Source organism: Citrobacter sp. GW821-FHT07H02 (genome assembly GCF_059418505.1).
In genome coordinates this window covers 1-13,370 of the sequence record NZ_JBWKPZ010000031.1, presented here as the reverse complement: position 1 = coordinate 13,370, position 13,370 = coordinate 1, and the positions used below count along the sequence as shown (strand labels likewise).

General features: G+C 50.4%; 11 protein-coding genes, 4 tRNA genes and 1 pseudogene. 2 read left to right on the top strand and 14 right to left on the bottom strand.

The genetic code is table 11. The features are described from left to right. Positions 1–60: 60 nt before the first annotated feature. The 12 genes from rpoB to AC07NP_RS21550 all read right to left on the bottom strand — a co-directional run bounded on the left by rpoB (position 61) and on the right by AC07NP_RS21550 (position 9,828). A complete protein-coding gene (gene rpoB, locus AC07NP_RS21605) occupies positions 61–4,089 on the bottom strand; it encodes a DNA-directed RNA polymerase subunit beta (protein WP_203359346.1) in 4,029 nt (1,342 codons plus the stop codon). A 319-nt stretch (positions 4,090–4,408) separates the two neighbouring features. Then, positions 4,409–4,774, bottom strand: a complete 366-nt coding sequence (gene rplL, locus AC07NP_RS21600; RefSeq protein WP_162379677.1) for a 50S ribosomal protein L7/L12 — start codon at positions 4,772–4,774, stop codon at positions 4,409–4,411. Between the two features lie 66 nt (positions 4,775–4,840). Next, positions 4,841–5,338, bottom strand: coding sequence for a 50S ribosomal protein L10 (gene rplJ / locus AC07NP_RS21595; protein WP_007704673.1), 498 nt, complete (start codon positions 5,336–5,338; stop codon positions 4,841–4,843). 293 nt (positions 5,339–5,631) lie between these two features. Further along, positions 5,632–6,336: a 50S ribosomal protein L1 gene (gene rplA / locus AC07NP_RS21590; RefSeq protein WP_162379676.1), complete on the bottom strand. Its 705-nt coding sequence runs from the start codon at positions 6,334–6,336 to the stop codon at positions 5,632–5,634. Positions 6,337–6,339: 3 nt separating this feature from the next. Beyond that, a complete protein-coding gene (rplK, locus tag AC07NP_RS21585) occupies positions 6,340–6,768 on the bottom strand; it encodes a 50S ribosomal protein L11 (RefSeq protein WP_003033122.1) in 429 nt (142 codons plus the stop codon). 155 nt (positions 6,769–6,923) lie between these two features. Then, on the bottom strand, positions 6,924–7,469 hold the full coding sequence (gene nusG, locus AC07NP_RS21580) for a transcription termination/antitermination protein NusG (RefSeq protein WP_002438628.1): 546 nt from the start codon (positions 7,467–7,469) through the stop codon (positions 6,924–6,926). Between the two features lies 1 nt (position 7,470). Further along, positions 7,471–7,854, bottom strand: a complete 384-nt coding sequence (gene secE, locus AC07NP_RS21575) for a preprotein translocase subunit SecE (RefSeq protein WP_162379675.1) — start codon at positions 7,852–7,854, stop codon at positions 7,471–7,473. A gap of 229 nt (positions 7,855–8,083) precedes the next feature. Further along, positions 8,084–9,268, bottom strand: a complete 1,185-nt coding sequence (tuf, locus tag AC07NP_RS21570) for an elongation factor Tu (protein WP_494661679.1) — start codon at positions 9,266–9,268, stop codon at positions 8,084–8,086. A 118-nt stretch (positions 9,269–9,386) separates the two neighbouring features. Beyond that, a tRNA-Thr gene (locus AC07NP_RS21565) sits at positions 9,387–9,462 on the bottom strand. A 6-nt stretch (positions 9,463–9,468) separates the two neighbouring features. Then, positions 9,469–9,543: transfer RNA gene (locus AC07NP_RS21560), tRNA-Gly, on the bottom strand. Between the two features lie 116 nt (positions 9,544–9,659). Further along, positions 9,660–9,744: transfer RNA gene (locus AC07NP_RS21555), tRNA-Tyr, on the bottom strand. 8 nt (positions 9,745–9,752) lie between these two features. Beyond that, a tRNA-Thr gene (locus AC07NP_RS21550) sits at positions 9,753–9,828 on the bottom strand. 19 nt (positions 9,829–9,847) lie between these two features. Between AC07NP_RS21550 and AC07NP_RS21545 the strand changes: the two are divergent. Both AC07NP_RS21545 and coaA read left to right on the top strand, forming a co-directional pair. After that, a pseudogene (locus AC07NP_RS21545) lies at positions 9,848–9,928 on the top strand (hypothetical protein); the annotation flags it as partial. A 292-nt stretch (positions 9,929–10,220) separates the two neighbouring features. After that, positions 10,221–11,171, top strand: coding sequence for a type I pantothenate kinase (gene coaA / locus AC07NP_RS21540; protein ID WP_203359348.1), 951 nt, complete (start codon positions 10,221–10,223; stop codon positions 11,169–11,171). A 31-nt stretch (positions 11,172–11,202) separates the two neighbouring features. On the opposite strand, the gene birA is transcribed toward coaA, so the two are convergent. Both birA and murB read right to left on the bottom strand, forming a co-directional pair. After that, on the bottom strand, positions 11,203–12,165 hold the full coding sequence (gene birA / locus AC07NP_RS21535) for a bifunctional biotin--[acetyl-CoA-carboxylase] ligase/biotin operon repressor BirA (protein ID WP_494661678.1): 963 nt from the start codon (positions 12,163–12,165) through the stop codon (positions 11,203–11,205). Then, positions 12,162–13,190, bottom strand: coding sequence for a UDP-N-acetylmuramate dehydrogenase (murB, locus tag AC07NP_RS21530; protein ID WP_494661677.1), 1,029 nt, complete (start codon positions 13,188–13,190; stop codon positions 12,162–12,164). The genes birA and murB overlap by 4 nt, the downstream gene beginning before the upstream one ends. Positions 13,191–13,370 lie beyond the last annotated feature (180 nt).

The following is a 13,370-nucleotide window of genomic DNA, read 5'->3' as shown; positions in this document are numbered from 1 at the left end:
GAGTTAGCACAATCTGGTGCTGGCTGTTACGCCAGCACCAGTGACCTGTTTGAGCGAGAGTTACTCGTCTTCCAGCTCGATGTTGATACCCAGCGAACGAATCTCTTTCAACAGTACGTTGAAGGATTCTGGCATGCCCGGCTCCATCTGATGGTTACCGTCTACGATGTTTTTATACATCTTGGTACGGCCGTTCACGTCATCAGACTTAACGGTGAGCATTTCCTGCAGGGTGTATGCCGCGCCATATGCTTCCAGCGCCCACACTTCCATCTCCCCGAAGCGCTGACCACCGAACTGCGCCTTACCACCCAGCGGCTGCTGAGTAACCAGGCTGTAAGAACCGGTAGAACGCGCATGCATCTTGTCATCAACCAGGTGGTTCAGTTTCAGCATGTACATGTAGCCAACGGTAACCTGGCGCTCGAATTGCTCACCGGTACGACCGTCGAACAGTGTGATCTGACCGGAAGTCGGCAGGCCACCCAGCTGTAACAGTTCCTTGATTTCAGACTCTTTCGCACCGTCGAAGACCGGCGTTGCGATCGGCATACCTTTTTTCAGGTTTTCAGCCAGACGCAGAACTTCATCATCGCTGAAGGTGTTCAGGTCAACTTTCTGACGAACGTCAGAGCCCAGATCGTACGCACGCTGGATGAACTCGCGCAGTTTCGCGACTTCTTGCTGCTGTTTCAGCATGGCGTTGATCTTATCGCCAATGCCTTTCGCAGCCATACCCAGGTGGGTTTCCAGAATCTGACCGATGTTCATACGAGACGGTACGCCCAGCGGGTTCAGTACGATGTCTACCGGCGTGCCGTTTTCATCGTAAGGCATATCTTCGATCGGGTTGATCTTAGAAATAACACCCTTGTTACCGTGACGACCTGCCATCTTATCACCAGGCTGGATCCGACGTTTAACCGCCAGATAAACCTTAACAATCTTCAGCACGCCCGGTGCCAGATCGTCGCCCTGAGTGATTTTGCGGCGTTTCGCTTCGAGTTTCTTCTCGAACTCGTGCTTCAGCTCGTCGTACTGTTCAGCCAGCTGTTCCAGCTGATTCTGTTTCTCTTCGTCGGTCAGGCCCAGTTCCAGCCAGCGATCGCGAGGCAGTTTGTCGAGCTTCTCAGCTTCAACACCACCGGCAACCAGCACCGCGTAGATACGGCTAAACAGGCCAGCTTCGAGGATCTGCAGTTCTTCAGACAGGTCTTTCTTCGCCTGCTTCAGCTGCATCTCTTCGATTTCCAGCGCACGTTTGTCTTTTTCTACGCCATCGCGAGTAAAGACCTGAACGTCGATAATCGTACCGGAAACACCGTTTGGTACGCGCAGAGAAGAGTCTTTAACGTCAGACGCTTTCTCACCGAAGATCGCACGCAGCAGTTTCTCTTCTGGCGTCAGCTGGGTTTCACCTTTCGGCGTTACCTTACCAACCAGAATGTCGCCACCGGTCACTTCTGCGCCGATATAAACGATACCGGATTCATCCAGTTTGGAGAGCGCAGCTTCACCCACGTTCGGGATGTCAGCGGTGATCTCTTCTGGCCCCAGCTTGGTGTCACGGGACACACATGCCAGTTCCTGAATGTGGATAGTGGTGAAACGGTCTTCCTGAACAACACGCTCGGAAACGAGGATGGAGTCTTCGAAGTTGTAACCGTTCCATGGCATGAACGCCACGCGCATGTTCTGACCGAGCGCCAGTTCACCGAGGTCAGTGGACGGGCCGTCTGCCAGCACATCACCACGTTCAACCGGCTCACCCAGAGACACACACGGCATCTGGTTGATACAGGTGTTCTGGTTAGAACGGGTGTATTTGGTCAGGTTATAGATGTCGATACCTGCTTCGCCCGGGTACATCTCGTCTTCGTTAACTTTGATAACGATACGGGAAGCATCCACGTACTGAACGGTACCGCCACGTTTAGCCACCGCAGTTACACCGGAGTCAACGGCAACAGCACGTTCCATACCGGTACCAACCAGCGGCTTATCAGCGCGCAGAGTCGGAACCGCCTGACGTTGCATGTTCGCACCCATCAATGCACGGTTGGCGTCATCGTGTTCCAGGAACGGGATCAGGGACGCACCGACGGATACCACCTGTTGAGTGGATACGTCCATGTAGTCAACCTGGTCGCGGCTGAACAAGCTGGATTCGCCTTTGCTACGGCAGGTAACCAGATCTTCTACAAAGTGCCCTTCGTCATCCAGGTTGGAGTTCGCCTGAGCGATAACGAAGTTGCCTTCTTCAATAGCAGACAGGTAATGAATTTCGTCAGTTACCACGCCATCAACAACACGACGGTACGGCGTCTCAAGGAAGCCATATTCGTTAGTCTGTGCGTACACGGACAGGGAGTTGATCAGACCAATGTTCGGACCTTCAGGCGTTTCGATTGGACATACGCGACCGTAGTGAGTCGGGTGTACGTCTCGAACTTCAAAGCCTGCGCGTTCACGGGTCAGACCGCCTGGGCCGAGTGCGGAGATACGACGTTTGTGCGTAATCTCAGACAGCGGGTTGTTCTGGTCCATAAACTGAGACAGCTGGCTGGAACCAAAGAACTCTTTCACTGCGGCAGAAATCGGTTTGGCGTTGATCATATCCTGAGGCATCAGGGTATCCAGATCGCCCAGAGACAGACGCTCTTTCACCGCACGCTCTACACGTACCAGGCCAACGCGGAACTGGTTTTCCGCCATTTCGCCTACGGAACGGATACGACGGTTGCCGAGGTGGTCGATATCATCGACTTCGCCTTTACCGTTACGGATATCGATGAGCTTCTTCATCACTTCAATGATGTCGTCTTTGCTCAGGATACCGGAACCTTCGATTTCGTCGCGCAGCAGAGAACGGTTGAACTTCATACGACCAACCGCAGACAGGTCATAGCGGTCTTCGGAGAAGAACAGGTTCTCAAACAGGCTTTCAGCCGCTTCACGCGTCGGCGGTTCACCTGGGCGCATCATGCGGTAGATTTCTACCAGCGCGCTCAGACGATCGTTGGTTGGGTCGACGCGTACAGTCTCAGAGATGTACGGACCGTGGTCCAGATCGTTGGTGAACAGCGTTTCGATACGTTTGTGGCCAGACTGGCTCAGCTTAGCCAGCAGATCCAGGCTCAGCTCCATGTTCGCTGCGCAGATCAGCTCGCCAGTAGATTCGTCAACGTAGTCTTTAGACGCCACTTTGCCAGCAATGTATTCAACCGGAACTTCGATATGTTTGATATCGTCTTTTTCCAGTTGGCGAATGTGGCGCGCAGTAATGCGACGACCTTTTTCGACGTACACTTTGCCGTTAGCTTCGATGTCAAAAGATGCGGTTTCGCCACGCAGGCGTTCCGGCACCAGTTCCATCTGCAGCTTGTTGTCGCGAATTTCGAAAACAACTTTCTCAAAGAACAGGTCAAGGATCTGCTCAGTGGTGTAGTTCAGCGCACGCAGAATAATGGTCGCAGGCAGTTTGCGGCGACGGTCAATACGTACGAACAGGTTGTCCTTCGGATCGAATTCGAAGTCCAGCCAGGAACCACGGTAAGGGATGATACGCGCGTTATACAGTACTTTACCCGAAGAGTGGGTTTTACCTTTGTCGGAGTCAAAGAAGACGCCCGGACTACGGTGCAACTGAGAAACGATAACACGCTCAGTACCGTTGATAACAAAAGTACCGTTGTCAGTCATGAGCGGAATTTCGCCCATGTAGACTTCTTGTTCTTTAATGTCTTTTACGGTGCCTTCCGGCGCTTCGCGCTCGTAGATCACCAGACGCAGTTTGACGCGCAGCGGTGCGGAATAGGTCACGCCACGGATCTGACATTCCTGAACGTCAAACACCGGTTCGCCAAGGCGGTAGCTGACGTATTGCAGCTCGGAATTACCGCTGTAGCTCTGAATCGGGAACACGGAACGGAAGGCTGCTTCCAGACCGTACTGCCCTTCAGGATCTTGCTCGATAAACTTCTGAAACGAGTCAAGCTGGATAGAAAGGAGATAAGGTATGTCCAGAACTTGTGGACGTTTACCAAAATCCTTACGAATACGTTTTTTCTCGGTATAGGAGTAAACCATAGGGTTCCTCAGCTCGCTGACAAGTCGACCCATCTGTCCGACGAAGGGACAGTTTGTGCAACACTATTTTGTTGATCGGAAAATTGAATACTTTCCGCAATGCCTGTTGCTATCACGCTTAAACCATTTCGTTGCGATTTACACAGAGCGAGCACCCTGTCGCAGTATATTAAGTCGTCGATAGAAACAAGCATTGAAAGGCACAACAGTAGTCAAACAGTGTGAAATGCTACTGGCGCCTTACAGCGCAAAAAGGCTGGTGACTAAAAAGTCACCAGCCATCAGCCTAATTTCTCAGGCTGCAACCAGAAAAGTTGGCTTATTTAACTTCAACTTCAGCGCCAGCTTCTTCCAGAGATTTTTTCAGTGCTTCTGCGTCATCTTTGCTCACGCCTTCTTTCAGAGCGGCCGGAGCAGATTCTACCAGGTCTTTAGCTTCTTTCAGACCCAGGCCAGTTGCGCTACGTACTGCTTTGATAACAGCAACTTTGTTAGCGCCAGCAGCTTTCAGAATTACGTCGAATTCAGTTTTTTCTTCAGCAACTTCAGCCGGGCCAGCAGCTACAGCTACAGCAGCAGCAGCGGAAACACCGAATTTTTCTTCCATTGCAGAAATCAGTTCTACAACGTCCATTACAGACATAGCGGATACTGCTTCAATGATTTGATCTTTAGTGATAGACATTTAAATTGTTCCTGAAAATCAGAATAAGTTTATACGTAAGCAGATGCTTGATAAAGATAACTGCGATTAAGCAGCTTCTTTCGCATCGCGAACAGCAGCCAGAGTGCGAACCAGTTTACCAGCCGAAGCTTCTTTCATGGTTGCCATCAGGCGTGCAATTGCTTCTTCGTAGGTCGGCAGAGTTGCCAGGCGATCGATTTGCGATGCCGGGATCAATTCACCTTCAAAGGCTGCGGCTTTGACCTCAAATTTTGCATTCGCTTTCGCGAAATCTTTGAACAGACGAGCAGCTGCGCCCGGGTGTTCCATAGAATATGCAATCAGGGTCGGACCAACGAACGCGTCTTTCAGGCACTCAAACTGAGTACCTTCAACAACACGGCGCAGCAGGGTGTTACGAACAACACGCATGTATACGCCGGCTTCGCGACCTGCTTTACGCAGTTCAGTCATTTTGTCTACAGTTACGCCACGGGAATCCGCAACTACTGCAGACAGCGCGCCTTTGGCTACTTCGCTGACTTCAGCAACAATCGCTTGTTTGTCTTGAAGATTTAAAGCCATTAGCTTTGCTCCTGGATGTTTGCCGGAACTCATGTTCCGGAACTCACTTCACTCTTCCCAACGGACAGAGCGTCTAAATACGGTGAGCAGAAACAAGCCAGAGTATCAGAAATAATCTTAGCGTTCTGTCACCGTCTACGCAGGGCATTAAGCTTCTTACGAAACACCTGCGGTCTTCGACGGAGGCCTGGATAGGCCAGGCTCCAACGAACAAATCTTTTTATCTGCTAACTTTCGTTAACAAACGTGGGGGTAGAATTGTAGACAAATCCACCGCCCACGTAAAGCTAATCTTAGTTCGCAGAAGCGCTCAGACCAGCTTGATCAACGGCAACGCCAGCACCCATGGTGGTGGAGAGGCTAACTTTCTTGATGTACACGCCTTTCGCCTGAGTCGGTTTCGCTTTTTTCAGCGCAACCAGCAGAGATTCCAGGTTTTCTTTCAGTTTGTCAGCGTCAAAATCCACTTTACCGATGGTGGTGTGGATGATGCCGTTTTTGTCGTTACGGTAACGAACCTGACCTGCTTTAGCGTTCTTAACCGCTTCAGCAACGTTAGGAGTTACAGTACCAACTTTCGGGTTTGGCATCAGGCCGCGCGGACCCAGAACCTGACCCAGCTGGCCAACAACGCGCATTGCATCCGGGGAAGCAATAACAACGTCAAAGTTCATTTCGCCTTTTTTGATCTGGTCAGCCAGATCTTCCATACCTACCAGTTCAGCACCTGCAGCTTTAGCAGCTTCAGCGTTTGCACCCTGGGTAAATACGGCTACGCGAACGGAACGGCCAGTACCGTGCGGCAGTACAGTTGCACCACGTACGTTCTGGTCAGATTTACGAGCATCGATGCCGAGGTTAACGGCAACGTCCACGCTTTCTACGAATTTAGCGGTGGCCAGCTCTTTCAGCAGAGCAATAGCTTCGTTGATGTCGTACTGTTTAGTTGCATCAACTTTGTCACGGATCACGCGCATACGCTTGGTCAGTTTAGCCATTTCTTAATCCTCCACTACCAGGCCCATGGAACGTGCAGTACCTTCAATGGAGCGAGTCATCGCTTCAATGTCGGAACCAGTCATGTCGGCAGCTTTGGTCTGCGCGATTTCCTGCAGCTGAGCGCGGGAAATTTTACCCACTTTGTCTTTGTTCGGCTTGCCGGAACCAGACTTGATACCAGCCGCTTTCTTCAGCAGTACTGCTGCCGGAGGCGTTTTGGTAACGAAAGTGAAAGAACGGTCAGCGTAAACGGTAATAACAACCGGGATCGGCAGACCTTTTTCCATGGAATCAGTTTTTGCGTTGAACGCTTTGCAGAATTCCATGATGTTCACGCCTTGTTGACCCAGTGCTGGACCTACCGGCGGACTCGGGTTAGCCATACCAGCTGCAACCTGCAGCTTGACATAGGCTTGTACTTTCTTAGCCATTCTAAATTCCTCTGGTTGGGTTATAGCGCCTCAAAGAGGCTCCCCGTGATAAAATTCGTTTTACGGATGGAATCCATAAAAACAAAAGGCGCGAAATTGTATTCCAATCTCGCGCCTTGTGCAACGATTAAATCGCCGCTTTTTTGATCGACGTGTTAGGCTTTTTCAACCTGAGCAAAATCCAGTTCTACCGGGGTCGCACGACCGAAGATAGAAACGGAAACTTTCAGGCGAGACTTCTCGTAGTCGACTTCTTCAACCACGCCGTTAAAGTCAGCAAACGGACCATCGCTAACACGAACCATCTCACCCGGTTCAAACAGCGTTTTCGGACGCGGCTTATCACCCACCTGCTGCAGGCGGTTCATAATCGCATCAACTTCTTTATCGCTGATTGGCGCCGGACGGTCGGAAGTACCACCGATGAAGCCCATCACACGCGGTACGCTGCGCACCAGGTGCCAGCTTGCGTCGTTCATCACCATCTGGACCAGTACGTAGCCCGGGAAGAATTTGCGCTCGCTTTTGCGACGCTGGCCACCACGGATTTCGACCACTTCTTCAGTCGGCACCATGACTTCACCAAACAACTCTTCCATATTGTGTAATTTGATATGCTCACGCAGCGACGTCGCTACGCGGCCTTCAAAACCGGAAAACGCCTGAACGACGTACCAGCGCTTTTTAGGAGCTTCAGACATCTCAGAACCTCAGGCCAGTGATAAAGGATACCAGGCGGACCAGAATACCATCCAGCCCCCACAGGATTAGTGACATTACTGCAGTAACCGCAGCCACGATCAGTGTGGTGTGCAATGTTTCCTGGCGAGTCGGCCAAATGACCTTACGGACTTCAGTACGCGCTTCACGGGCAAAAGCAACCGTCGCTTTACCTTTTGTCGTCAACAGCGCAACACCACCCGCTGCCGCAATCAGAATCACTACGGCCAGCGCACGTAGCGGCAGCATCATGTCACGATAGAGGTAGTTGCCAACGATAGCCACAAGCAGCAATAGGGCTACAGCCACCCACTTCATCGCTTCCAGGCCACGCCCGCTTCCTTGAGCTTCGGTATTCGCACTCATAAACCAACCTGTCAGAAGTATTCTACAAACATTTTCACCCCGCGTAAGCGAGGCAATCCAAACCGAAATGCTCTGGTGAGTTTCGGACTAAACGCCCTCTACAGAGCCTGTCTCAGCAATGATTATGACAAAAAAAATCACTGATGAGCCAGGTTCTGGTTCGAAAGCGTGCAAAAAGGGCATCAAATGATGCCCTTTTATTGCGCATTGCGTCAAATGTTATCAGCGATTAAGCGATAACTTTAGCAACAACGCCCGCGCCTACAGTACGGCCGCCTTCACGGATTGCGAAACGCAGACCGTCGTCCATCGCGATCGGGTGAATCAGGGTAACAACCATTTTGATGTTGTCGCCCGGCATTACCATCTCTACGCCTTCCGGCAGTTCGATGGTACCAGTCACGTCAGTAGTACGGAAGTAGAACTGCGGACGGTAGCCTTTGAAGAACGGAGTATGACGGCCGCCTTCGTCTTTGGACAGGATATAAACTTCAGATTCGAACTGGGTGTGCGGCTTGATGGTGCCCGGTTTAGCCAGTACCTGACCACGTTCGATTTCTTCACGTTTGATACCACGCAGCAGAACACCAACGTTCTCACCAGCACGGCCTTCGTCCAGCAGTTTGCGGAACATTTCAACGCCAGTACAGGTAGACTTGGCAGTCTCTTTGATACCAACGATTTCAACTTCTTCGCCAACTTTAACAATACCGCGCTCTACACGACCGGTAACAACGGTACCACGACCGGAGATGGAGAATACGTCTTCGATAGGCAGCAGGAACGGCTTGTCAATCGCACGCTCTGGTTCCGGGATGTAAGAATCCAGGAAGCCAGCCAGTTCGATGATTTTCGCTTCCCACTCTGCTTCGCCTTCCAGCGCTTTCAGAGCAGAACCACGAACGATCGGAGTGTCGTCGCCCGGGAAATCGTACTGAGACAGAAGTTCACGAACTTCCATTTCTACCAGTTCCAGCAGCTCTTCGTCATCAACCATGTCGCATTTGTTCAGGAACACGATGATGAACGGAACGCCTACCTGACGACCCAGCAGGATGTGCTCACGAGTCTGCGGCATCGGGCCGTCAGTCGCAGCAACAACCAGGATCGCGCCGTCCATCTGCGCAGCACCGGTGATCATGTTTTTAACATAGTCGGCGTGGCCCGGGCAGTCTACGTGTGCGTAGTGGCGAGTCGGGGTGTCATATTCAACGTGAGACGTGTTGATGGTGATACCACGAGCTTTTTCTTCCGGCGCGTTATCGATCTGGTCGAATGCGCGAGCAGCACCGCCGTAGGTTTTAGCCAGTACGGTAGTGATGGCAGCGGTCAGCGTTGTTTTACCATGGTCAACGTGGCCGATAGTACCGACGTTAACGTGCGGTTTTGTACGTTCAAACTTTTCTTTAGACATCGATTGTCCCTCTAAGACACGGATAAATCGGTGATATCACCACATCAACCAGGCGATATGCCTGAACTGTTGAATGTTTTTAACGGTAAACAGAGAGAAACGGGAAGGAGAAGTGAAGTGGTGCTGATACCCAGAGTCGAACTGGGGACCTCACCCTTACCAAGGGTGCGCTCTACCAACTGAGCCATATCAGCACGTCTTGGAGCGGGCAGCGGGAATCGAACCCGCATCATCAGCTTGGAAGGCTGAGGTAATAGCCATTATACGATGCCCGCATCCTGAAACTCGGCTACCCAGTTCTTTCTGTAACAAAAAAGAGATTGCTCTCTTTTTATGTTTTGAGTTGATTAATTTTTTAATCAACCCAGGCGGCGAAAACGCTGCCAGAAAGTGGTGGTGGGGGAAGGATTCGAACCTTCGAAGTCTGTGACGGCAGATTTACAGTCTGCTCCCTTTGGCCGCTCGGGAACCCCACCGGACTTGATGGTGCCGACTACCGGAATCGAACTGGTGACCTACTGATTACAAGTCAGTTGCTCTACCTACTGAGCTAAGTCGGCATCAAGTAGCGCGCATTTTATGGAGACATTCGCACTCATGCAACTAAAAAATTGCATAAAATGTTCTTTCGCTCACATTTTGCACTACAAGGCCGATAAATAGTCGATTTCCATTCCTGTATGTGCATTTTTTCAGCTTCAACCACCTTTATCGCAGCGATTTAGGATCACTAATGAAGAGAACTCACCTCTTATGCATAGGGTATATCCGCCACATTGTTCCCCAGCTAAAGTTTCTCATGAGATATTTTTTCTTATTATTCCCTCCCATCTGGTGTTACCCTCCTGCCCATTGTCCAAATTAACTGAAATGTGACGTGCCATTGCATGCTGGGGATGATTCGCCTTTTTATCATTGACCTGATAGAGCAATGACAGTCAGAAACATGCTTATGAGTATAAAAGAGCAAACGTTAATGACGCCTTACCTACAGTTTGATCGCAACCAATGGGCTGCACTCCGTGATTCCGTGCCAATGACGTTGGCAGAGGATGAGGTTGCGCGACTCAAAGGTATTAATGAAGATTTGTCGCTGGAAGAAGTTGCCGAGATCTATTTACCCCTTTCACGCCTGCTCAATTTTTACATCAGTTCAAACCTGCGTCGCCAGGCGGTTCTGGAGCAATTTTTAGGGACTAACGGTCAGCGCATTCCTTACATCATTAGCATTGCGGGCAGCGTTGCGGTCGGTAAAAGCACCACTGCGCGTGTCCTGCAAGCACTACTGAGCCGCTGGCCAGAACACCGTCGCGTTGAATTGATTACGACGGATGGTTTCCTTTATCCTAATCAGGTTTTAAAAGATCGCGGCTTGATGAAGAAGAAAGGATTCCCTGAGTCTTACGATATGCGTCGCCTGGTGCAATTCGTTTCTGATCTCAAATCAGGCGTGCCAAACGTCACGGCCCCGGTCTACTCACATTTAATTTATGATGTGATCCCGGATGGGGATAAAACGGTTGCGCAGCCTGATATATTGATTCTTGAAGGATTAAATGTATTGCAAAGCGGAATGGACTATCCGCACGATCCGCATCATGTATTTGTTTCTGATTTTGTCGATTTTTCTATCTATGTAGACGCACCAGAAGAGTTACTTCAATCGTGGTATATCAACCGCTTCCTTAAGTTCCGCGAAGGGGCGTTTACCGATCCAGACTCTTATTTCCATAACTATGCAAAATTATCTAAAGATGAAGCTATCAATACAGCAACATCGCTATGGAAAGAAATCAACTGGTTGAATCTAAAGCAAAATATACTACCAACTCGTGAGCGTGCCAGCCTCATCATGACGAAGAGTGCCAATCACGCCGTTGAACAAGTGCGGCTGAGAAAATAATTTAACAGGGGAGCCATTGCTCCCCTTGTTATTATTCTGCGCTTCTCAGCGATATTTCCCCGCCCATCCAGGATTTAATCTCACCATCCTGTTCAAGCAGTAATGCTCCCTGAGTATCTATTCCTCGCGAAATACCAAATATTTCTTTATCACCGATGATCAGCTTCACAGGTCGGTTAATAAAGTTATCCAGTTTTTCCCAGCGAGACAGATACGGGGTCAACCCTTCTTGTTCAAATAATTCCAGTGCGGCGCGAAGCTCTCTAATAAGTCTCGCAGCCAGTGTATTGCGGTCAAGGGTAATCCCGGCTTCCTGCAGGTTAATCCATCCCTGATTCACTATCCCTTCTTCAACACGGCGCATCGCCATATTGATCCCTGCACCGATGACAATTTGCGCAGCATCGCCTGTTTTTCCTGTTAACTCGACAAGGATACCGGCAAGTTTCCGATCCTGAAGGTAAAGGTCGTTAGGCCATTTCACCCGTACTTTCTCAGCACCCAGATCACGCAGCACCTCTGCCATGACGATACCGATGACCAGACTCAGACCAATCGCCGCTGCCGGGCCTTGCTCCAGACGCCAGAACATAGAAAGGTACAGATTGGCACCAAACGGTGAAAACCATTTGCGCCCACGTCGCCCACGGCCTGCCTGCTGGTATTCTGCCACGCAGGCATCACCAGAATTCAACTGGCCAATACGGTCCAGTAAGTACTGATTCGTAGAATCTATAACGGGAAGTACGGAAACAGTGCCGCCATCCAGTTGACTAAGAATACGAGAAGCATCCAGTAATTGTATCGGCTCCGGCAAGCTGTATCCTTTGCCTGGCACGGTAAACACATCCACTCCCCAGTCGCGTAACGTCTGGATATGCTTGTTAATTGCCGCGCGACTCATTCCAAGCTTTTCACCCAATTGCTCACCAGAATGAAACTCACCATCGGCCAATAAAGAAATGAGCGTCAGGGGAACGGTATTATCCTTCATGCGATGACCTCCACAGCGTTTATCTCACCTGTAGGTCCAATGAAGCGAACCTCTGGCTCCAGCCAGACATTAAATTTTTCACCCACTTTCTCACGCACAAGGTGTGCAAGCTGAACAACGTCTTCACTTGTCGCATTATCTGCATTGATCAGCACCAGTGCCTGCTGGCGGTGTACAGCAGCACCACCAATACCCACGCCTTTCAATTGACACTGGTCGATGAGCCAGCCTGCAGCCAGTTTCACCGAACCATCCACCTGCGGATAATGTGGCGCACCAGGGAATTTTGACAGCAGCATCTGTGCAATCTCCGCTGCGATAACCGGGTTTTTAAAGAAGCTACCTGCATTACCGTTTACTTTCGGATCGGGCAGCTTTGTTGTGCGCATATGGCAGACGGAATCAAAAACTTGCTGAGGTGTGACCGTTGCAGGATCCAGACGCGAGAGATCTCCGTAGGTCAGTACCGGCTGCCAATGTTTAGGCAAGCGCAGGCCAACCGCGACAATCACGAAGCGATCCTGATATTCATGTTTGAAAATGCTGTCACGATAACCAAAACGGCATTCTTCAGCTCTTACGCGCAGATGTTTGCCTGTCGACAATTCAACGCAGTCAACGTATTCGCAGACACGTTGTAGCTCTACGCCATAAGCGCCGATATTCTGGATAGGGGATGAACCAACACAGCCAGGAATTAGCGCCAGATTTTCCAGACCCGGCATTCCCTGCTGAAGAGAGTACTGCACCAGATGATGCCAGTTTTCACCCGCACCGACATGCAAGTGCCACGCATCCGTTTTTTCCGTCACTGCAATGCCCTTGATACGGTTAATAATCACCGTCCCCCGGAAAGGTTCAAGGAAGAGCACATTACTCCCCTCACCCAGTATCAATACCGGATGACCAAGTGAGTCTGCTAATTGCCATGCGTTCAGTACTTGTTGTTCATTTTCAGCACAAACAATTGCGTTAGCACATTGTTCAATACCGAAGGTATTCCAGGGTTTAAGGGAGTGATTCATAGACGCTTTCCTGATGCAAAATCGCGCTTAGTTTACAGCATAAGCAGCAGTATGGCTTGTGGTTATACCAGGGAGAGGGATAAGAGGATATCTGTGAAAGCGCAAAAAGCCCATCCGTCAGGATGGGCTTCTTCACTTGTTTGATGCCTGGCAGTTCCCTACTCTCGCATGGGGAGACCC

Bases quoted from the DNA above. Each gene is read 5' to 3' on its own strand.
- rpoB (WP_203359346.1), bottom strand. From the start codon at position 4,089: ATGGTTTACTCCTATACCGAGAAAAAACGTATTCGTAAGGATTTTGGT.
- rplL (WP_162379677.1), bottom strand. From the start codon at position 4,774: ATGTCTATCACTAAAGATCAAATCATTGAAGCAGTATCCGCTATGTCT.
- rplJ (WP_007704673.1), bottom strand. From the start codon at position 5,338: ATGGCTTTAAATCTTCAAGACAAACAAGCGATTGTTGCTGAAGTCAGC.
- rplA (WP_162379676.1), bottom strand. From the start codon at position 6,336: ATGGCTAAACTGACCAAGCGTATGCGCGTGATCCGTGACAAAGTTGAT.
- rplK (WP_003033122.1), bottom strand. From the start codon at position 6,768: ATGGCTAAGAAAGTACAAGCCTATGTCAAGCTGCAGGTTGCAGCTGGT.
- nusG (WP_002438628.1), bottom strand. From the start codon at position 7,469: ATGTCTGAAGCTCCTAAAAAGCGCTGGTACGTCGTTCAGGCGTTTTCC.
- secE (WP_162379675.1), bottom strand. From the start codon at position 7,854: ATGAGTGCGAATACCGAAGCTCAAGGAAGCGGGCGTGGCCTGGAAGCG.
- tuf (WP_494661679.1), bottom strand. From the start codon at position 9,268: ATGTCTAAAGAAAAGTTTGAACGTACAAAACCGCACGTTAACGTCGGT.
- coaA (WP_203359348.1), top strand. From the start codon at position 10,221: ATGAGTATAAAAGAGCAAACGTTAATGACGCCTTACCTACAGTTTGAT.
- birA (WP_494661678.1), bottom strand. From the start codon at position 12,165: ATGAAGGATAATACCGTTCCCCTGACGCTCATTTCTTTATTGGCCGAT.
- murB (WP_494661677.1), bottom strand. From the start codon at position 13,190: ATGAATCACTCCCTTAAACCCTGGAATACCTTCGGTATTGAACAATGT.